We start from the raw sequence: 21,359 nt of genomic DNA, 5'->3' as shown, positions 1-21,359 counted from the left end.
GAGCTCAGGCTGGATCGGGGTCCAGTGTTCTGGCTCCACCTGCCAACATGGCATGGGGGGGCTGGTCTGAACACCTGGTAGTCCTGATCCTTGGATCGTCCAGGACTAAACTATTGCCGGTGGCGAGCGCCGCCTGGATCGCGAGCCTAGCGCGCGGCCCAGGCGTTGAAGCGCTCTTGCAGTTCAGGCCCATGGTCTATCCAGAATTCGCTGTCGACCTTCAGGGCCTGGGCCATATTCTGCTGGGCGGTGGGGAAGTTGCGCTGGGTCTCGGGCGCGACAAGTGCCAGCGCTTGCTTGTGGGTCGGGCCGTTGTGCATGATTTCGGCGAACTGTTTCTGCTGCGCCGGCAAGCTGGCAAAAGCAATGAACTTCAACGCCGCCGGCACATTCGGGCTGCCCTTGACGATGCCCCAGCTGTCCATGTCGTAGAGGTTGCCTTGCCACACCAGCGGGAAGTCATAGCCAGCCTGTTGCGCACTGATGGCGCGGGCGGTGTAGACCGAGGTCATGGCGACATCCCCGGCTGCCAGCCACTGCAAGGGCTGAGCCCCTGATTCCCACCACTGGATCTGTGGCTTGATCTGGTCCAGCTTGCGAAATGCACGGTCCACGCCATCGGCTTCACGCAGCACCTCGTACACCTGATCGCGGGGCACGCCGTCGGCCATCAGGGCGATCTCCAGGGTCAGCTTGGCGCCTTTATGCAGGGCCCGCTTGCCGGGAAAGGTCTTCAGATCCCAAAGGTCGGCCCAGCCGGTCGGGGGCTTGGACACCGCCTTGGGGTTGTAGACCAGGGCAGTGGACCAGATGAAGATGCCCACGCCACATTCACTCAGGGCGCCGTCGATAAAGTCGCTTTGGGTCACGCCAGGCATGGCCGGCAGCCGTTCGAACAACCCCTCGTCGCAGCCGCGCTGTATGTCGGCCTGATCCACTTCGACCACATCCCAGCCGACACTTCCGGTCTCGACCATGGCCTTGATCATGCCGACTTCGCCGTTGTACTCGCCGGCCCGAACGCTGATCGAGTGCTGCTGCTCGAAGGGGGTATAGAACGCCTGCTGCTGTGCTTGCTTGTTCAGCCCACCGACGGAAACCACGGTCAGCGTATCGGCCTGGACGGTGCTGCAGGAGAGCGCCAGGGTCAGGGTAATGAGGGCAGATCTAAGCATGGCTGGTCTTCCTTCTTGTTGTTGTTTTAAAGATCGCGAGGACCATCCTAGCGAGCACGGCTGCAGCTCATGAGGAATAAAAGGCGCGCTTGACGGGAGGGTTTTTCTCACGGTGTTGCGCAGGTATCGCCCCGGTGCCAGTAGGCTGGGTAATATCCACAGACTGGCGCAACCCTGTACCGGGCACCGTGCCCGGACCATCGTCGCAGTGCGCCCAGGAGCCCGGACATGAACAACTTCACGGATTATCGCCTGCCTTCCCTGGATGCTCTGCTGGCCTTTCAGGCGGCCGCGCAATTGCGAAGTTTCGAGCGCGCGGCCGATGCCCTGGCGCTCACCGGCAGTGCCTTGCGCAAGCGTGTAGCGGGCCTGGAGCAACTGCTGGGGCTATCGTTGTTCGAGCGCCAGGGCGGCACTCTGGTGCTGACCGTGCAGGGGCAGGTCTACCTGGAGCAGGTCAACCCGATCCTCGCGCAGTTGCTGGCAATCCCCGGGCATCAGCGCCCGGTGCAGCGCAAGCAGCACCTGACGGTCAGTTGCCCGCCGACCTTCGCCCGGCAGGTCCTTATCCCGCGTCTGCAGGAACACAGCCTGGCCTACTCGGAAGTCGAACTGCAGATCCAGCTGAGTGCGCCCATGGGCAGTGTCGATGGCGGGGCTTGCGACGTGCTGGTCAGTGGCGACAGCGCCCAGGTCGCGCCTTGTCAGCGGCTGCTCGACGAACAACTGCAGCCCATGGCCGCACCGGCCTTGCTGGCGCATTTCCCCGGCCTGGACCCGGTGCGCGATTTCGCCCGCCTGCCGTTGTTGCGTTCCCCCCTGGAGCCCTGGCGGCCCTGGTTCCTGCAAGCCGGACTGGAACTCGTCGAGCCGCGCCAGGGCCCGGCCCTGCTGGACCTGGGCATGATGCTTGAGGCAGCGGCCAACGCGCAGGGCGTGGTCCTGGCGCGGCCCTCACTGGCACAAGCGTGGCTGGCCGATGGGCAGTTGGTGGCGATTGGCGAGGTACGCAGCGAGCCTTCATTTCACTATCAGTTGCGGGTACGGCAGGCATCGCCAGCAGCAGAAGCCTTCAGCACTTGGTTGACTCGGATCTGTCATGAAACCGTGCTGGAGGCGCAGGCACGCTTGAAGCATTCGCGGTAGGAAAGTGAAGCCCGATCAGCGCGAAATCTTTTCCCGGTGATGCGCTGGGCGGGCCGTTAAGCTCGCGCTGAACCTCAATCGGGAGCGGGCCCATGCCCATCATCACCTGTATCGAAGACCTGCGTGCAATGGCCCGGCGGCGGGTGCCGCGAATGTTCCATGACTATGTCGATGGCGGCTCCTGGACCGAGAGCACCTACCAGGCCAACCAGGCCGACTTCAGCACGATCAAGCTGCGCCAGCGAGTCGCGCGCAACATCGAGCATCGTTCGCTCAGCGCTCGGCGAATGGGCATCGACATGGCCATGCCGCTCGCCATTGCGCCCACTGGCCTGGCGGGGATGATCCACGCCGACGGCGAGATCCTTGCCGCCCGTGCCGCCGCCGCTGCCGGCGTTCGCTACACCTTGTCGACGGTGAGCATTTGCTCCCTGGAGGACATCGCCGAAGCCACCGCCGCACCTTTCTGGTTCCAGCTCTACGTCATGCGTGACCGCGGGTTTGTCGCCAGCCTGATCGACCGGGCCAAGGCCGCCGGCTGTGATGCCCTGGTGCTGACCCTTGATCTGCAGTTGAGCGGCCAGCGCCACAAGGACCTGAAAAACGGCCTGAGCACTCCACCCCGGCTGACCCCCTCCAGCCTGTTGAACATCCTTGGCAAGCCGCGCTGGATCAAAGGGATGTTGAGCACCCGTCGTCATCACTTCGGCAACATCATGGGGCATGTCAAAGGCGTGGATGACATGCGCCAACTGGCCGACTGGACTTACCAGCAGTTCGACCCGCGCCTGAGCTGGGACGACATTCAATGGATCAAGGAACGCTGGGGCGGCAAGTTGATCCTCAAGGGCATTCTGGATACCGAGGATGCCCGCCTGGCGGCAGACAGCGGCGCCGATGGCCTGGTCGTCAGCAACCATGGCGGACGTCAACTGGACGGTGCGCCCTCCAGCATCAGCATGCTGCCGGCGATCGTCGAGGCGGTTGGCGAGCGGATCGAAGTCTGGCTCGACAGCGGTATCCGCAGCGGGCAGGACGTGATCAAGTCCCTGGCGCTGGGCGCCCAGGGGGTCATGCTCGGGCGCGCGCACCTGTATGGCCTGGGGGCGATGGGCGAGGCTGGAGTGGCCAAGGCCCTGGAGATCATCGCCAGAGAAATGGACCTGACCCTGGCGCTGTGCGGGTACACCGATGTGCAGCACCTGGATCACAGCATTCTGTTGCCGGGCAGCTACCCTCTGCCCTAGGCAGTGCTGCTCGCAGCCTGGCCAGCGGGTCGCGCTGGGCCCTGGGTGAGGCACTTGCCCTTGAGCCACTGAGGTCGAGCTGCTGCCACATCAAGGGACACCTGGATCAGTGACCCTTCCCGGCAAAAGATCACATGAGCCGGGCTATTCGTGCTTGAGGACGCTTTCTGCTCTATTGCTCCCTAGCCCCCGGTACTGGCCTGCATGGAAGACCAGCGGTTCTGCACCGCTGTAGCGGTATTGTTCGATCTCGCCAATGAAGATCAGGTGGTCACCGCCCTCGTACTGGGTGACGTTGCGGCACACCAGCACTGCCACCACATCGTCCAGCACCGGGGCTCCCGCCTTGCCATAGGAATGAGCTACACCGGCGAACTTGTCGGCTGCTGCCCGTGCGAACTGCTCCGACAGGTGGAGCTGGTGCGCGCCCAGTACGTTGATGGCGAAGTGGCTCGCCGAGCAAAAGACCTTCAGGCTCGGTGCCGTGCGTGCCAGGCTCCAGAGCACCAGCGCCGGTGACAGCGACAGTGAGGAGAACGAGTTGGCCGTCACACCGACGTTGCGGCCGTCTGCGGTGCGGGTGGTGATCACGGTCACACCGGTAGCAAACTGCCCCAGCACGTTGCGCAGTTCACGGGCATCGCGGACATCGCGGCCCTCGGCATCGAGCAAATCGTGAACTTTGGTTTCGGTGGCAGCATTCATGGTGAGCTCTCCCCTCAAGCTGGCTCAGGCGGCCTGTTGGCTCATTGCGCGTGTTTGCATGCGCAGCGTGAATCGAACCAGCGGTGCGGTCAGCGCCGTCGTCACCAGCGCGAACACCACGAGGATCGTGTAGACCTTTGGCGGAAGAATCTGCATCTGCAGGCCGATTGACAGGACGATTAGCTCCATCAACCCGCGCGTATTCATCAACGAGCTCGCCAGCATCGCATCGTGTGGCGCCAGCCCAGTGCCACGCGCGCCCAGATAGCTGCCGCCGAACTTGCCGATGAATCCGCCCACGAGGAATACCCCGCACCACATCCATGATGCCGCGTCGTCTATCGTGCCGACCGACGCATGCAGCCCCGCACACGCGAAGAACACCGGCATCAGTACAAGCTTGACGAAACCTTCGACGTTATCGCGCCACTCCTTCGCGACGCCGGGCACGCGCCGCACGAACAGCGCCGCCGCAAGTGCGCCAAATGCACTATGGAATCCGATCAGCGACGTCGCGAGTGCCGAGGCTATTACAAAGCAGAGCAACACGGCCAAGCGGTCGCGCGTCGCATGCGCAGTCGAGGCGAGCCGCGCAAGCACCGGTCGCACCACGAAGCGCACCAGGAGCGCGCATAGCACCAGGTACACGAGCAGGCTGACGAGCATGTGCGCAAATGCCCAGCCAGGCCCGCTCGATAGCGAGGCAATCGTTGCCAGCAGCATCCAGCCGAGCGCATCCGTCAGCATCGCGGCAGACATTGCGTGCCGTGCGCCGACCATGGCGCCGAGCGCCAGGTCGTCGATGATGCGCGCCATCACCGGCACCGCTGATACCGCAAGTGCGACACCGCAAAAGAGTATGTAGGGCAGCGCCGGCACGTCGCTGGCGAGCGTATCTTTCGAGACGATGGCGACGATCATGCCGATCGCGGCCGGCGCTATGAGCCCGCCCGCCGCGATCGCGACAGGTATGCGCCAGCGCTTGCCGCGCAGCGTCTCGCTCAACTCCATATGCAGACCGATCTGAAACATCAGCAGTATCAGGCCGACTTCGCCGACTTGCGCCATGGCTGACAGCGTACGTGGGCCGAACAACAGGTCGTAGAAACTCGGTGCGATCACGCCGAACAGCGAAGGCCCCAACAGCAGGCCGGCCGCGATCTCGCCGACCACCGCGCACTGGCCGAGCCGTTCGGCAAGGCGGCCGCAGAGGTTGCAGAGCGCGATCACCAGCACGAGTTGCAACAGCCAGATGGTCATCAATACCTCGCAAAGAGCGACACCGACACCAAGCGGGTGGCCGCGAGCCCAAGCGGGCCCGCCGCGCCGTACGCCGTGATCTCCGTGACGCAGCTCGAAAGGTTCGCAAGCGCCGGGCAGCGCGACGCGACCGCTACCGGCTCGGCCTCACGCATTACTGCTCACTCGCGACACGGTCGACCCAGCCGCGGTAGAACGCACGGTACTTGAGCACGAGCTTGTCGTACTTGCTGTACGCGCCGCCGCCGTCGGGCTTCATCCCGTTCCAGATTTTGACGTCGTACCCCGCTGCCTGTCTGGTCTGCAGCCCGAACAGCACGAAGTCGGTCGCACGGCGCAGGACGCCGCCCACCTTCTTGATCGAGATGAGCATGTGCATGATGTTCTTGCCGTCGCTCACCGGTGTCACACACTGGAGCAGTTTGTATTTGACGTCGGCGTCCAGGGCAACGGTCATGACGCACCCGCCGGGATAGCCATCGAAGTGCAGGTTCATCTGCGACATGTTCAGGCCGAGCGCGCGCGACAGCATGCCAAGGGGGCCGAAGTAGCGGTTCACGCTGAAGTCGATCCCGGCACCGAACCACGCGCCCGCACGGGCCAGCGACTCAACCTCCGGCCACCGGCTCCAGTCGTCGAAGAGCTTGAGTTCGAAGGCCGAGATCGGGAGCGCGTGCACCGGGGTTGCGTGCTGTGCGTCGTAGAAGTTCTCGACGATCCGCAAGACCGCCGTTGTCGTCTCGAACGCGAAGTGCAGGTGCATGAAGTCGCCGTTGTCGACGTCGGCCGCGGCGATTTCGGGCAGCGGGTGCAGCGGCTGCGGGGAGCCGTACCAGACCCACACGTAGCCGTATCGCTCGGTGGTGACCAGCGTCGGCTGGCGCGCTGCGCGTGGCACCGGCTCCAGCTGGCGCACCACCTCGCTGTGGCCGGGGATGTGAACGCACTTGCCTTGCTCGTCGTAGCGCCAGTGGTGAAACGGGCACTGGATGCACCCGTCCTTGATCCGCCCGTCAGCCAGGTTCGCGCCCAGGTGCGAGCAGTGGCGGTCCATCACCACGGCCTGCCCCGTCGCTGCGCGCCACGCCACGTACGGACGGCCAAAAAGCGTCAACTCCTTCGGCTTGTCCCTGAGGCCGTTCGAGCGCATCGCGACGTACCAGCTCGCGGCCACGCGTGTGGTCGCGTCGTACGCCCCCGGGGGATGCTTCTTGACGTTCGCTTGATCCAATTGAATGTTGTTCATCGCGTGTGTGCCGTCCTTGGCCGACTACTTCTTCAGAGCCAAGCCGATGCGGGTGGTGATGTACGCCTTGAGCAGCGCGAACATCGGGTTGTAGTCGAAGTACTTCTTCACCTCTGCCGGCGCGCGGGTTTGCGTCCAGTACATCAGCTTCATCGCCGGTATCAGGCTGTACTTCGAGTTGTTGAGCTGCGGCTTGTCCCCGGTGATGCAGTACCCGAAGCCGAACATCGGCTTGGCGAAGTCTCGTTCGTCGATGAGGGCGTGAATCCGCAACGCGGCCTCCTCGGCCGACTTGTGCCCGGCGCTCACGGCCTCGACCTCGGCTTTGGCGTCGTTGAACAACTGGTAGTACTGCTCCATGTCCGCGCACAGGTACCCGAGGTACGGCGGGTCGTTGTCGAGGTGATCGAGGTCGCCCTCGTCGCGCGACGCGCGAAACCTCGCGTGGGCTTGCACCAGCCGGAACTGCCCGAGGATAGTGCCGACCGCCCACAGCCGGTGGAACGCGTCCCATAGGCGGAAGTCCGAGAACGCCGTGTAGCAGCAGCTGACGAAGTCGTCGTTGTGGTCCAAAAGCTTTTGCTGCAGGCGCTCGATGTACTCGAAGCGCTCGGGGGAGAAGTCGTCGTCGCGTAGCGCCTTGATGAGGCGCGCCGCGAGCGCGTGGATGGTCACCGCGGTGTTCTCGAGCCCCCGGGAGAAGAGCGGGTCGATGAACCCGTTCGCGTGCAGCATCAGGCAGTAGCGGTCGCCGACGCAGGCGTTCGACGAGAACTGCAGGCGGTCGGTCTTGACCCAGTCGCGCACTGGCACGGCGTCCCGGAACTGAGCGCCGATGCTCGGGAACCGCGCGAGGAACTCGTCGAATTCCTGCTGCGCGGGAATGTCGGTTTTCGGGTAGACACGCGGGTCGAGCTGCAGGCCGACGCTCACCAGGTTATTGGTCGAGCGCGGGTGGTTGTTGAACGGAATCACCCAGAGCCAGCCGCCGGTGAACATGTGGTGCAGGGTTCCTTCGTGCCAGCGCCAGCGCTGCCCCTTGACCTTGAAGATGTCGTCGAACGGCTTGACCCCGAGCATGTGCGTGTAGAGGCTGCGCGAGTGCGTCTTGAAGCGACACGGCTCTTCGCGGAGCCCGAACTTGGTCGCCAGCGGCGCGCCGGGTCCTCCGCAGTCGATCATGTACCGGCCGGTGAACCGCTCGCCCTCGGCGGTGGTCACCGCGACGCCGTCCTTGTCCGCGTGATATTCGGTCACGCTCGTCTTCTGGCGGACCGTGCAGCCATATTTGATGGCCGCTTGCAACAGATAGGCGTCGACGTCCTGCCGGTAATAATGGCTCTCCGGCCCCCACGGCAGCTCGGGAATGACGCACTGGGTGAACTCCTTCGGGTCGTGCTCCTGGCCAGGTTTGTGGAACACGAAGCCGAAGTTGCGCTTGATGCCCGTGCTCGACGAAACGTAACGCTGCGTCGAGTAGAACGAGGTGATGTGGCCGAGCTCCGGAATGTCGTAGCGATCAGCGATGATGCGGTTCATGAGAGACGTTTCGGGGATCGACGATTCGCCGATCGTGAACCGCGGGTGCGATGACTGCTCGATGATCAGCACGCGAAACTGTTGTTTGGCCAGGATGGCCCCCATCTGGGTACCGGACATGCCCGAACCGAGGATGATTACGTCGAAGTGGTTGCTATCGTGTCCGTTCGCGGGGCTCTTCTGAGTCATGGGGGCAAACTCTCCTTGTGAAATAACACTGGGTCGCGCGCATCAGGATTCATCGAGCGCGGCGCGGATGCGGGACCGCGCGGCACAGGTGAGCGTGAGTAGATCGCCGAGCATGCTGGGCGCGTAGCCCCCGCTGCCGGTTGTGGGGCCGCTGCGCCCGGCTTCGTATGCCCGCTCCGCCAATTTGAGGTGAGGCGCCCGGAAGCGCAGCAGGACCTTGAAGACCCGCTCGAGGGCCGTCAGCCCAGCCCGGACGTGCTCGCCCTGCGTACCCGCCGCTCGCGCCTCGTCGAGCGCGCGGTCGATGAGCGCCGGCTCTGTGGCGAACCGAGCGTAGACCGCCCTGTACGCGGGAAGCACGTAGGGCAGGTACGTCTCTTTGAATTCTCGATAAGCTGGGTCGTCCGATTGCGATCCCCACAGGACGTGCTCCAGCACGAAGAGGGGCATTTCTACGGCACCGGGGCCGAGGTAGCTCTGGCCCCCGACTCGAATCGGTTCGTAGAAGGGGCGCAGCTCATCGTAGAAGACCTGGGGCGAGATGAAGCGATACGCGTAGACGATCGATTCGACCATTTTCTGCAGGTAGGCTTCCAGCTCATCGCACCCTTGTGCGAACGCGGGCGAGCGCAGGGATACATCGGACAGCTCGACGGTCAACGCGATGGCCGCCTCGAGGGCCGCCATCGAGATGCGCACGCTCTCGAGCAGGTGCGCTTCGTCGGGCAGCCCGGTGTAGCTCCGCTGCGCATCGGCCGCCGCCGGGTTCCAGACCGTCACATGCAGGAGTGTCTCGCGCGGCGGCAAGTCGGTCACCCGTGCCAGGTCGAGCAGCACCCGTTCAAGCCCGGGCACCAGGTCCACGGGCTCATGTCCGTGCCGCTTGAGCGACCCCAGGAAGAAACCGATGTCCCGCATCGCGGCGGCGGCTTCGACGAAGCCCCAGCTGGAGGGCACGCCGCGCACCGGGAGGAATTCGCGCAGCAGGCCGACGATGCCGGGCACGTCCTTGTCACGGTTCAGGGCCGGCAGCTGCAGAACCAGCGCGCGCGCCTGTAGTGGATCGCAGGCCGCCACGGCAGCGTGTGTGGCCGCGAATGCGGATACCCGGTTCAAGGTGCGTTCCACTACTGGCGTTCCTGAGCCGCGAGCGTCGGCCCGTGCTGGTTGCGCGACACCTGCGCGCCGTCACGCAGTGACCGCAGGTAGTCGTAGTTCGTCGGCAGGCTCGTGCGCAGGCGCTCGGCTTCGCGCCGGATGCTGGCGAACATCGCTTCGGCCTTCTGGATCGACTCCGGTTGGTGCTGCAGGAGCGGCAGCGACCGGTCGGGCAGCATGCCCAGGCCGGCAAAGATGCAGTAGTAGTTGCCGTTCAACCAGAAGTTCTTGAATTCGTAGTCGAAGGTCTCGTAGTACGTGGAATCGTCGAACGAGGTGGTGGTCAGCGGCAGCCCGGCCTTGTAGCGCTCAACCTTCTCCTGGATGGCGTCCGAGAGCCGCAGTTCGTGCCGGTTCGCGAGCCAGAACGGCGTGTCTTCGCGCGATGTAGTGAAATAGTGCGCCTGGACGAAGTCTCGGCAGTCGTCGAACATGTAGACGATCTCGGCGTTGAATGCGTCGCGCAACCGCGGGTCGAACGAGGTGTCGGGGAAGTGCTTCACGAGTTGGTAAAGCGCCGCGTAGATGAAGTAGATTCCCGTCGATTCCAGGGGCTCCAGAAAGCACGACGACAGCCCGATCGAGACGCAGTTGTTGACCCACGCCCGCTTGTTGCGCCCGACCCGGAACTTGATCTGGTTGAGCGCCTGATTGTCCGAGAGGCCCCAGAGCTTGAGGAAGTCGGCGGTCGCCTGGTCGCGCGAGGTGAACTTGCTCGAGAAGACGTAGCCGCTGCCGAACCGGCCCAGCATCGGAATCTTCCAGGTCCATCCCGAGTTCATGGCGATCGAGGAGGTGTATGGCTCGACCCCCTCGCGCGCGTCGTCGTTGGGCACGGCGCTGGCGACCGCGCTGTCGCACAGCAGGTAGTCGGACATGTCGATGAAGGGTTCCTTCAAGGCCTGATTGATCAGCAGCCCACGCATGCCGGAACAGTCGATGAACAGGTCCGCCTCCAGCGTCCGACCTTCCTTGGTTGACAGGGTGGAGATGTAGCCGCGGTCGTTCAGCTTGACCTCCAGGACTTCGTCCACCACGCGGTTCACCCCGCGCTCGACGGCCCAGCGCTTCAGGAAATCGGCCACCAGGTGCGCGTCGAAGTGCCAGGCGTGGGACATCTGGCGGGTGCCGTCGGCCAGGCAGGGTGCGAGCTTGCCGTCGAGGGCCCCGGGCTGCGGGTAGCACGCGTACTCCATCGGCTGCTGGAAGCCCTGTTCGCGCTTGCGCAGCCAGTAGTGGGTCAGCGGCACGCCGTCGCAGTTCGGCACGCTGCCGAACAAATGGTAGAAGTGATCGTTGCGCGATGGGTCGGGAGACTTTCTCCAATTCACGAACTTGATCGCGGCCTTGAAGGCGCCGTTCACTTGGGGCATCCACTCCCGCTCCGGTATCCCGAGGAAGTCGAAGAACACCTTCTGCAAACTCGGGATGGTCGCCTCGCCCACGCCGATCCGGGGGATCGCCGCAGACTCGATGAGCGTGATGTTGACCTGTTGTTGTAGCGCCCGGACGAGGTAAGAGGCAGCCATCCAGCCCGCAGTGCCGCCGCCCACGATGACGATATTCTTGATTGGCTTGTTCATAACTCTCCCTGTTTCGAGGCGGGCTGTCCGTGAGGAGGGGAAGGCCGCCAGTCTCTGTGCATCCGTGCAAGAGGCACATCAATGTGCTTGTCGGATTTAGACTCTAGCCTGCCGCAAAAGCGATGCACCTTTCGTTTCAGAATTAGCCTTCTAAAAATCCAAGCTATTGGCTCTAAAGGAAGAGGTTGCGCGCGTTTTTGCGCCTGATCAGTCCGCCGCCAAGGGGGGAAGTAGCTCTCTGACGTCCTGTGGCGTGATCACCCAAGTGATGCGCGGGGGAGTGCGCCAGGCAGGTGGTCGAACAAGGTAATCAGAGGCGCCGTCTCCCTTGTGGGCTCATGAGAGGCAGCAATGACAGGGGCGTTATTGTCGGGGGCGGAGCCTTTCTAGCTGGTCTTGAAACCACTGCCCTTGATCAGTGGTTCGCAGGTTCGAGGTGCCTTTCAGACGCAAGGTGGTAAGACATTGAACTCACGAACCCCACCCTAAACGCCATGGCCGACGTCATCGGAACATCGTTCATCGATGTTCATCAGCGCCCTTACCGCCAGGCTTCAGTGAAAACACCGCCTGTATCAGGCAGGCACGTGATGTCTTGAGGAAAACGTTCTTATCGTGGCGCCGAGCAACAGCGCGCCGGTCACCAGGAAAATGAACAGTGAGCCTGTGACCGCGCGGGAAATATCAAACGCATCCACCATGAGTCCGAGCGGAATCGGTACGGCGTTGAACAGGTAAACGGTCATGTAAAAGTATGACACCAGCCTGGCGTGACAATGTGGGGGGGCCAGTTGATTGATCAGCCGCGCACTGCCCACGAAGATGGCGCCATAGGCATATCCGCCGATCAACAGGCCTGCGATAGAAAGGCCCAACGAATGCGCATCCAGTGCCATCAGCAGTATCAGAAACGCCAGGCACTGTGCCAGCAACCCCGATATCAGCGCTTGTGAGGCCTCAAGCCGATGGCAGATAAGCTGGCTTGCTCCGGCAATTAGCAGGTAGATCGCAATGACATAACCAAAAGCACCGCGATCCTTTAGCCCCAACAATTGTTCAGACGCACTAGGCCCCATGACAAAGAGGCAGGCAGCAAACGACCAGCTGAAGAACACCGACCAGGCATAGACATGGAAGCGCACACCGATACCCTTGAGAGCTTGCGCGAGGCTTGTAGCCGTAGCGTCGCAGATACCGTTGCTGGGTGTCTGTGGGTTGCCGGGCCATAACAGCAGCAAACCTGATGTTGCTACGCCGACAAGGACCATGATCGTCCAGAATGGCGATGCAAAGGGGCGCAGATCCCATTGCAGTGCCGCACCGCTGATGACCGGACCGAGCGCAAGCCCCGTGACCATCGCGAGGGTCGCGAGGAGCGCGGCCAACTTGCCATTGTCCTTGGGGCCAAAGCGAACCAGTGCGCAATTGACGCCGCAGGTCATGGCGCCAGCGCCCATGCCGGACACCAGTCGGGCGCTACACAATTGCCAGAGTGAATGGCCGTGAGCAAAAAGCCCTGCGCCGAGCAGTACTAGAAGGGCTGCTGGAATGAGCACATACCGTAGGTTGTTCATGCGCCCGGCGAGGCTGGCCACCGTGCTCAGGGACAGCAGCACGCCCGCGCCATAGGCGCCAAAAATATAGGTCAGGTCAACGGCGTGCAGTTGCAGGTGTTCCTGGTAAAAAGGGTACAGAGGTGTAGGTGCGCTGCTGTTCATCAGAGCGACCATCAACGCCAACGTTAGACAGAGCAGAAAGATTTTAGAGGTGCGTTGGTGGCCAGTAACGGACATGACTATTCCTGCCCATCAATCAGGGCTTTCATTGCAGTGGAAATGCTCAGGTGCGCGGTTCGCAACCGCCTGCGAATGATAGGGCGTGAAACTGAAAGCCTACTTGTCCGAAACCCCGTGTTTTATGTGCGGGCGTCCAGAGTTGGGCGGCGATACATCACTGGTTTATTCAGAATGAAGTGATGGGAAAGAATGCCAAGGCTCGGTAGCACGACCGCCACCTTTGCGTGAATCTGCAGGCGCCGCCCCAGCCATGGCGAACACCGCCACACACAGACGGTGGGATGCGCCGTCATTGAACGCCAGCAGCATGAATGGGCCGGGCATCCTCGTCACCACGGCCCTCACCGATCACAGGTTCAAGCTGTTCTGAATCCGCTGCAGCTCTTGCTCGACCATTCTTGCTCGCTCCAGCAGGCCCGTCATCACTCCTGCCTCCGGCTCTTTACAAAGCCCCGCCAGATAATGATTTTGCATCAGTGCCGCGCTGCCATTGATGCGATGCAGCAGCCAGGCGAGCGCGGCCTCGTCCGGACTTTCAAGCAGGCCTTTGAGTTCGATCAGATCCTGTTGGTTGCTCCTGAAAATCTCTGCCGTCAGTTGTTTCATGATGACTGGATCATTCATCCCGATATCGATCAGAGGCAGCGAGCTGCCTATAGGGGCTTGATCGAACGCCACTGAGGCGGTTCTATTTGCGCGACGCTCTGCCAGCAGCGAGGCGAGGTAATCCTGCAATACATCAAGCCCAGCCGGTTTGATCAGGCAATCACGCATGCCGGCGTTGATGCACCGTTCAATCTCTTCGCGTTGTGCATCTGCAGTCAAGCCAAGGATCAGCAGCGGTCTGGCGTTGCGCAGCCGCTCTTGGCGACGGATCGCCAACGTCAGGTCGACGCCATCCATCACGGGCATATGATAGTCAGCAATCAGACAATCGAAGTCTTGCTGACGCCAGCGCTCAAGGGCTTCAAGACCGTTGCAGGCTTCTGTCACGGTGTGCCCGATGAACTCTAGCTGCGCCCGCAGTATCTGCCGGTTGAGGCGGTTGTCGTCAGCGATCAGGATTCGTGCACTTTGAACGGCATCGTTTTCCAGATGAGCAGCTGGAATGGTCTGGCGCAACGGAACCGGGTCCAGCACTTTGAGCATGAGGGTGATATCCACCGTGGTGCCGCCGCCCAGGGTACTTTGCATCTCCAACCGTCCACCCATCATTTCGCACAGTGAGCGCGACACCACCAGCCCCAGCCCGCTACCTCCCATTGCATTCAAGGTTGATTGCGCAACTTGCGCGAATGGTCGGAACAACAAACTCAGATCTTCAGCCGAGATGCCAATGCCGGTGTCGGCAACCTGCAGGTGCACGCCCATCAGGTGCGGCCCCTCCATCGAAGTGCTGACCCTGATCGCCACCTGCCCCTGGTGGGTGAACTTGATTGCATTGCTGACCAGATTGGACAGCACCTGTTTGAACCTCAAGGGGTCGATCAGCACTTCCCGCGAGGCCCCGGCATCGATGTCGAGCAACAGCTCGAGGTTATTCTGCCGTGCCAGGCCATCGAATACCCGCGCCACCGGCTCGACCATTTCCTTCAGGGTGCAGCGGCGCAGGTTGATACTCAGATGACCCGATTCGATACGCACGATATCCAGCGTATTGCCCAGCAGTTCCAGCAGGTTTTTCGCCGAGGTGTAGGCCAGGTCGATGTGATAGCGATCCAGCACACCCTGATCGGCGCGTTTCAATGCCAGTTCAAGGGTGCCGATGACAGCGCTCATGGGCGTGCGGATCTCATGGCTCATGGTTGCCAGAAACTGGGTTTTCGCCCGGCTGGCTTCATCAGCCCGTTCCTTGGCACGCTTGAGGTCGTCGACCAGTTGATGATGCTCGGTCACATCTTGCCAGCCACAGATGACGCCCTTGATGTTGCCGGAAGAGTCACGGAATGGCTGGATCCAGTGATCGATGATCTGTGGGTTTCCCGCGATGACCACCTCGTAGCGCTGCTTGAGGGATTGCCCGGTGGCCATGGCCCGCAAGTAGCTGCTGTGCAGCGCCTGCGCGACCTCAAAGTGTTCGGTAGGCATCTGCAAGGCTGTCTTGCCGAGCACTTGCGCTTCGCTGACGTTCATGACCTGTTCGTAACTGCTGCTGCACGACAGCAAACGCCCATGGTCATCGCGCACATACACCGGGATTGGCATGGCGTGATTCAGTGCCTGTAAAAACTCCAGTTGGTCGTTGAGCGCTTTCTCGGCGGCGCGTCGACGCTGGATTTGACGACGAAGCTGAAAGATACGGATGGCGGAAACAAACAGCACCAGCAGTGCCAGGGTGACGATTTCCATGATGACATATCGATAATCGCGCCAGGTTTGTCCGCTCATGGCTGCGTTCGCGCGCCAACGGGTCGAGATCGCATTCAACTCATCGGGTGACAGGCTCAGCAATGCCTTGTCCATGATGCCATGCAGTTCGAGGTCACCACGGCGCATGGCGAAACTGGCGGTGGCCATCTCGTTGTCCAGAATGCCGGAAACCCTCAATTCCTTTTCGTACAGGCGAGCGGTGTAGTAACGGGCCATGGACAAAGCCATCAATGCAGCATCCGCCTCGCCCCTGGCGACCATGCGCATGGCGTCGAGATTATTGGGCGGCGTCAACAGAGTGATGTCGGGGTAATCGCGGCGAATGATGTCCATCATGACATGACCGCGAGTGATAGCCAGGCGCTTGCCGGACAGTGTGGCGAGGCTGGTCAGGCCGTGTTGACGAGTGGATGTCACCAGGCTGAACGAGCTGTTGGCGAAAGGGTGGGTGAACTGAAACTTCGCTTGGCGCGCAGGACTGGGGCTTAAAATGGCCAGGTCTGTCTGGCCTTCGCGCAGAGCGTCCTGAATCGCCTGAAAGCCAGAGACGCGCTGGACTTCAAAGCGCAGGCCGGTGCGCTGGGTAATGACTTCGAACAGGTCGGAAATGACACCGTTGAAATGCCCCTTGGCATCAAAAAAGGCCGAAGGGGCCATGTCGTCATTAATCATCAGGCGTGCGACGGGGTGTTGCGCCAGCCAGTGCTTTTCCTGCGTGGTCAACAGCACGTGCTCTTGCGGCATGATATTGCCGCCATCGGTCCATCGTTTGACGATCTGGTTAAGGCGAGTCGTGCCGATTGCGTTCATCGTGGTGTTGAGGATATGCATCAGGCGGGTGTCATCGGGACGCAAGGCGAAGCCGTAGCCCTGCGACTCGACTTTGACGAAACGCTTGAACTTGAGATAGCTGAAGAAACTGTTGTTTATCAAGTAATGCGCAGTCAATGAGTCGCCCAGATACAGGTCGACATCTTGAAAGGCCACGGCAGCCATGGCCTGGATATCGTTGGGGTAACTGATGATGTGCGCTTGCGGAAAGCGGCTGGCCAGCATTTTTGCCGGCAAATAATCACTGACCATTGCGACGCGCAAGCCTCGGAGCTCATCGGGAAGCGGGCGGTCATCGTTTTGACGGCGATAGAGCGTCGGCACGTTATGCGCGTAGGGCAAGCTGAGCTTCGTCGCTCCGTCCACACTCGCGTACTCACTGGCCCGGCTTATCAAGTCAACCTGGTGCCTGTTCAAGGCATCGAGGGCGTCCTCGCGGCTGTAGAAGGGTTTGACTTTGATGTCGATGCTCAACTGCTGCTTGATGACGGCCACGACATCGGCACTGATACCTTCGTAATTGCCGTCGCTGTACACCACCTCGAATGGCAAGGCCGATGTACCGACCACGCCCACCGAGAGGCTCTTTTTTTCACGCAGCCACGCCCAGTCCGCCTCGGTGAGATTGAGGCGCAAAGGTTCTGCTACCCATTGACTGTTCAAGTGCAGCAAGCCCGGACTGCCGGTTGAGTGGGCTGCAGCGTTGCTGGTTGCTTCTAAAGAAAACAGGGCAAGAAAAAAGCAAAACACACGAGAAATATTGCGTCTGACTGGCATGAGTCACTTGTTCATGTTGTTCGCGAACTCTGTGGGCGATGACTGGCCGGTCTGGCAGTAGCGGACAAGCTGCTCGGCAGGCATGGGCCGGGCGAAGAAGAAACCCTGCGCCACGCTGCAGCCCATGTCTTTGAGCTGGCGAACCTGATCGAGATCTTCCACGCCTTCAACCACCAGTTTTATTTCCATGGCTTTGGCAAGCTTGATGGTGCTGGCAATGATGGTGCGGGTCTTGGGGTTGCTGTTGAGCTGTCGTAGAAAGGAGGCATCCAGTTTCATCTCACTGAAGGGCAGTTCACACAAGCGCTGCAACGAAGAGAAACCGCTGCCGAAATCGTCCATCGACAGACCGCAACCCATCAAGCGCAATTGCAGAAGATTCTTGAAGCTCTGCCCGTCAGGGGTGATCAAGCCTGTTTCAAGCAGCTCGAGGGTGATGGCGCGGGCAGGGCATCCACGGCGGTTGAGGGCTTTCTGAACCTCCTGGGCAAATTCGGGGTTTTGCAACTGAACAGGATGGACGTTCAGGGCCAGGTCAATCTCCACATCCAGGGCAAGCAACCTGAGGCGTTGTCGCAAGGCCTGGTCCAGCAGCTGGCTAAATAGCTCGTCCAGCAAGCCCAGGCTTTCTATTACCGGCAGAAACTGGGCAGGTGAAGTCAGCCCTAGCGTCGGATGTTTCCAGCGCGCCAGTACCTCTACGCCGACCAGCTCATGGGTATCGATGCAGACCTTAGGCTGATAGAAGGGCACAAACTCCTTGTTGGACAGCGCTAGACGGACCCGGCGTTCGGACACCTGCACATCGGAGCCGGCTGGCGTGCGATGGACGATGCTCATTGGGTTGCCGGGGGAGACGCAGTGAAGCAAGGCGTCCTTGGCAGTACTCAGGGATACACTTGGCATGTTCGCCTCGCAAGTCATTCAATGACGCCTAGAATGCATGGTCCGCCGGTACTGCATAATCAGTAGGATCCATCTGCAATGTAGGACTAGTCCTACATGCTATGATTTTCGCTCATCACCAAAGGCGGCCATGACACTCAAGTTGCCCTGATACTTTCCTCAATAAACACGTCACGGTCTTTATGCCTCTTAACCGATCAACTGTGGGCCGACTGGCCAACGTGTCTTTGCGCATGCACTTCGGCTTGACCCTGTCCCTGCTGCTTGGCGTGTTTTTTGTGGCGACCGGTTACTGGGTGACCTACAAGGTTTTTCGTGGCGAACTGGTGAAGGCCAACTACCACTTCCTGAATTTTGTCGGGCGTGCCTACGATCAGGAAGTGTTCCTGCTTCGGGCCATAAGCGCCAGCGCTACGCCCGACTATGCAGCTCACAAGGACTGGGTTGATCGGGCGGTCGCACGACAGGAAAGCAATGGTTCGGTGATCTACACCGTGCAAGCTTCGCAGTCCGCCATCCCTTTTTGCCTGGTCATGGAGCGACAGTACGATGAACCTGCGCGTGTCGATCAGGCGATAACCGTTGGCATGAGCCTGGCCAATGTCTACCGTGACTTCTGGCGCCAGTCTTCCGCCCACTCGCCACAGATGTTTGTGTTCGACCCCGATCAGCGAATCGACATTACGCTACCGGCCATCGACGCCGAACAGAACAATGGGCTGGTTGCGCTCCGTGATGCCGGGACCGCGCTGCGCCAGGTACAGCAGACTTTCAATAAACGCCCTTCCAGGAACAGTGATCTTTTTGTCCATTGGGCCACCACCGAGCGAGCCAGCGAGCCAGGGACCGAGCAGCTGGTTGCCTACGTCTCGGTGCCCTTTAACAAGCCTGGAAAAAGTGCCTCGCAGCCGACCGGGAATATGATCGTCGCGACACTTGTCAACCTGTCTGACCCCGCTGAAGCGGGTATGCGCATCGAGCGTCAATTTTTCGATTCGCTGACCTTCGACGCCATTGACCTGATGGCACCCGACGGAAGTCTGCTGCTCGGAACCGCGGATTCGGACATGCTGGCGTACGAAGATGGCTTCCACCTGACACCTTCTGGCCTGGTCATCAAACGCAGTTCCGGTGCGCTGCTCAGTTGGCAGGCGCTCTATCGCGTGAGTTTTGCGCAGTTGATCGAGAATGCCAGATGGCAGCTGTCGGGACTGATGGGGTTACTGCTGTCTTGCGTGCTGGGTGGCTGGTGGCTCACCAGTTGGTATCGCAGAAGAATTGTGGTGCCGGCACGCAGCGATTACAGCGAACTGCGCCACAACCATGATTTCAATCACTCGTTGTTGCAGACCGTGCCGCTGGCGTTGTGCGTGCTCAAAGACAGTGAAACGGTGACCTGCAACGGGTTGTTCACTCAATGGCTGGGGGCTGCTGCGAACATTCCGGAACTGCTTCAGCACTGGCCATTGTTCGAGGCTGGCGTACCGCAGATGGGGGAGGGGTGCCTGATGATTGCAGAGCGCGCCCTGCATGTGCGGTACGCGCCGACCCACTTCCAGGACGAACGAGTGCTGTTGTGCACGTTCACCGACATCACCTCGCACCGTGAGGCTTCCGCGACGCTGGTGTTTGCCCGCCAGGCGGCGAACGCTGCCAATGACGAGAAAAGTCGCTTCGTTGCCAGCGTCAGTCACGAAATCAGGACCCCGCTGTACGGTGTTCTGGGGACGCTCGAGTTGCTCGGCATGACGGAGCTGACGCCACGGCAGCGGGCCTACCTGGACACCATCGACAGTTCGTCCGATCTGCTGCTTAACATCATCAGCGATGTGCTGGACATGTCCAGGATCGAATCGGGGCAATTGCTGCTGGAGTCCGCCGAATTTGCCCCATTGCCCACGCTGGAAGGGCTGGTGCGCAGCTTTTCCGATATGGCGGCCAAAAAAGGTGTCGCACTCTTTTGCTGTATCGATCCAGGCTTGCCTGCACGGGTGAAAGGTGATGCTGTTCACCTGCGGCAGATCATGGCGAATCTGTTGAACAATGCGATCAAGTTCACCGACAGCGGCCATATCGGGGTCTATCTGCGCGGCGTCCTCTGTGCGGACGGTCGCTGGCAATTGACTTGGCAAGTCGAAGACACCGGCCCCGGTATCTCGCAGGCTCAGCAGGATCGTTTGTTTGAACCGTTCTATCAGGTGAACCATCAGCGTCATGCTCTCAAGGGGACGGGCCTTGGGTTGTCCATCTGCTTGAAATTGTGTGAATTGATGGGGGCCACGCTGTCACTTCAAAGCACTCCAGGGCAAGGGAGCGTCTTCAGTATGTCGGTGGCGGTCGACGAGGTTGAAGGGCAGTACAGTCGCACGGGTTTCGAGCACCTGGCCGGCAAGCTGGTTGAAGTGCGCAGCCCGTTCCCCGAATTGACCGACTCGTTGTGCGCCTGGCTGGAGCATTACGGCGCCCGCACGTCGATTCAGGATGACCCGCAGAATGGAACCCTCGATGCCTTGCTGGAGGTAATGCCGCAAGGCGTGCTGCAACCTCATTGGTCAGGGGCAACGGTGTTCGCCCGGTATGATTTTGGCGTGATGCCCCAGTGCATTGGTAAAGACATACTGGTCAATCAGCATAGCGTCATGGCAATCCTCGAGGCCGTCTCAATGGTGATTACCGGCGAGATACCTGAGGTTGTCCCGCATGAGCGTCCGTCGGCGAATCGTGATCTGGGGCTGCGAGTGCTGCTGGCCGAAGACAACCCTGTCAATCAGGCGCTCATGCGAGAACAGCTGGAAAATATCGGTTGCACGGTAACCCTTTCATCCAACGGACGGGAGGCAATCGCGCAACTGCAAGCGCAGCCGTTCGACGTATTGATGACCGACGTCAACATGCCGGTCATGGACGGGTATGCCCTGGCTGAAGAAGTGCGCAAGCGCGACCTTCAACTGCCCATCATCGGGGTGACGGCCAATGCCTTGCGTGAGGAGGGTGAGCACTGCATTCGGGTGGGGATGAACAATTGGTTGAGCAAGCCCGTTTCGATCGAGGGGCTGTATCTCTGCCTGAAGGCGCTGGCCGAGCATCCTTCCGTTCAGGATCCAGAGGCGGCTCCTGAAGTGGATCAGTTGCAGATACCCGACCAGATGCGCACGTTGTTCGCGCAGGTCATTCGCCAGGACCTGAATGACCTGCAACGGGCGACACAGAGCTATGATCCTGTCGCCATCGCGCACTTGCTTCACCGGATTCGCAGCGCGCTGGCAGTGACCAGGGCCAGGTCCCTGATCGCGTCGAGCAAGGCACTTGAAACCACGGTTCACGACGCTGAGCAAAGCGTCGTGACCACGGCCATCGCCCGCTTCATCGAGCGCGTCGAGGCAGCGCTGCTGGCGCAAGGCATTCAACCCAGAAACTGATGGGGCACACCG

13 protein-coding genes are annotated in these 21,359 nt (G+C 61.0%); 3 read left to right on the top strand and 10 right to left on the bottom strand.

Annotation, left to right across the window (positions count from 1 at the left end; genetic code table 11):
• Positions 1-146: 146 nt before the first annotated feature.
• Positions 147-1,175: an ABC transporter substrate-binding protein gene (locus AC1RGE_RS08500; protein ID WP_492583966.1), complete on the bottom strand. Its 1,029-nt coding sequence runs from the start codon at positions 1,173-1,175 to the stop codon at positions 147-149.
• A gap of 228 nt (positions 1,176-1,403) precedes the next feature.
• Between AC1RGE_RS08500 and AC1RGE_RS08495 the strand changes: the two genes are divergently transcribed.
• Together AC1RGE_RS08495 and AC1RGE_RS08490 are read left to right on the top strand one after the other, a co-directional pair.
• Entirely contained in the window at positions 1,404-2,321 is a 918-nt protein-coding gene (locus tag AC1RGE_RS08495; protein WP_492583964.1) for a LysR substrate-binding domain-containing protein, read from the top strand.
• A 92-nt stretch (positions 2,322-2,413) separates the two neighbouring features.
• Positions 2,414-3,568: an alpha-hydroxy acid oxidase gene (locus tag AC1RGE_RS08490; RefSeq protein ID WP_492583962.1), complete on the top strand. Its 1,155-nt coding sequence runs from the start codon at positions 2,414-2,416 to the stop codon at positions 3,566-3,568.
• Between the two features lie 144 nt (positions 3,569-3,712).
• Here the strand turns inward: AC1RGE_RS08490 and AC1RGE_RS08485 are convergent, their stop codons facing one another.
• From AC1RGE_RS08485 to AC1RGE_RS08445, 9 genes are all read right to left on the bottom strand, one after another.
• On the bottom strand, positions 3,713-4,273 hold the full coding sequence (locus tag AC1RGE_RS08485; RefSeq protein WP_011061886.1) for a flavin reductase family protein: 561 nt from the start codon (positions 4,271-4,273) through the stop codon (positions 3,713-3,715).
• Positions 4,274-4,297: 24 nt separating this feature from the next.
• Complete coding sequence (locus AC1RGE_RS08480) at positions 4,298-5,533, bottom strand: cation:proton antiporter (protein ID WP_011061885.1); 1,236 nt, start codon at positions 5,531-5,533, stop codon at positions 4,298-4,300.
• A gap of 154 nt (positions 5,534-5,687) precedes the next feature.
• On the bottom strand, positions 5,688-6,779 hold the full coding sequence (prnD, locus tag AC1RGE_RS08475) for an aminopyrrolnitrin oxygenase PrnD (protein ID WP_492583960.1): 1,092 nt from the start codon (positions 6,777-6,779) through the stop codon (positions 5,688-5,690).
• Between the two features lie 24 nt (positions 6,780-6,803).
• A complete protein-coding gene (prnC, locus tag AC1RGE_RS08470; RefSeq protein WP_011061883.1) occupies positions 6,804-8,507 on the bottom strand; it encodes a monodechloroaminopyrrolnitrin halogenase PrnC in 1,704 nt (567 codons plus the stop codon).
• Between the two features lie 42 nt (positions 8,508-8,549).
• A complete protein-coding gene (gene prnB, locus AC1RGE_RS08465) occupies positions 8,550-9,635 on the bottom strand; it encodes a monodechloroaminopyrrolnitrin synthase PrnB (protein ID WP_019094366.1) in 1,086 nt (361 codons plus the stop codon).
• Positions 9,635-11,248, bottom strand: coding sequence for a tryptophan 7-halogenase PrnA (prnA, locus tag AC1RGE_RS08460; RefSeq protein ID WP_492583958.1), 1,614 nt, complete (start codon positions 11,246-11,248; stop codon positions 9,635-9,637). The genes prnB and prnA overlap by 1 nt, the downstream gene beginning before the upstream one ends.
• 575 nt (positions 11,249-11,823) lie before the next feature.
• On the bottom strand, positions 11,824-13,041 hold the full coding sequence (locus AC1RGE_RS08455; protein ID WP_492583956.1) for an MFS transporter: 1,218 nt from the start codon (positions 13,039-13,041) through the stop codon (positions 11,824-11,826).
• A gap of 351 nt (positions 13,042-13,392) precedes the next feature.
• Positions 13,393-17,022: a transporter substrate-binding domain-containing protein gene (locus tag AC1RGE_RS08450; protein ID WP_492583955.1), complete on the bottom strand. Its 3,630-nt coding sequence runs from the start codon at positions 17,020-17,022 to the stop codon at positions 13,393-13,395.
• Positions 17,023-17,025: 3 nt separating this feature from the next.
• Positions 17,026-17,928: an EAL domain-containing protein gene (locus AC1RGE_RS08445; protein WP_492583953.1), complete on the bottom strand. Its 903-nt coding sequence runs from the start codon at positions 17,926-17,928 to the stop codon at positions 17,026-17,028.
• A gap of 233 nt (positions 17,929-18,161) precedes the next feature.
• Here AC1RGE_RS08445 and AC1RGE_RS08440 point away from each other — a divergent pair, with 233 nt between their 5' ends.
• The gene (locus AC1RGE_RS08440) at positions 18,162-21,347 is read left to right on the top strand and encodes a hybrid sensor histidine kinase/response regulator (protein WP_492583951.1); all 3,186 of its coding nucleotides are present in this window, start codon (positions 18,162-18,164) and stop codon (positions 21,345-21,347) included.
• Positions 21,348-21,359 lie beyond the last annotated feature (12 nt).

This window comes from Pseudomonas sp. GW823-FHT02C05, assembly GCF_058797595.1.
Note: the sequence above shows the minus strand (reverse complement) of the source record. Positions and strands in the feature narration are given on the sequence as shown.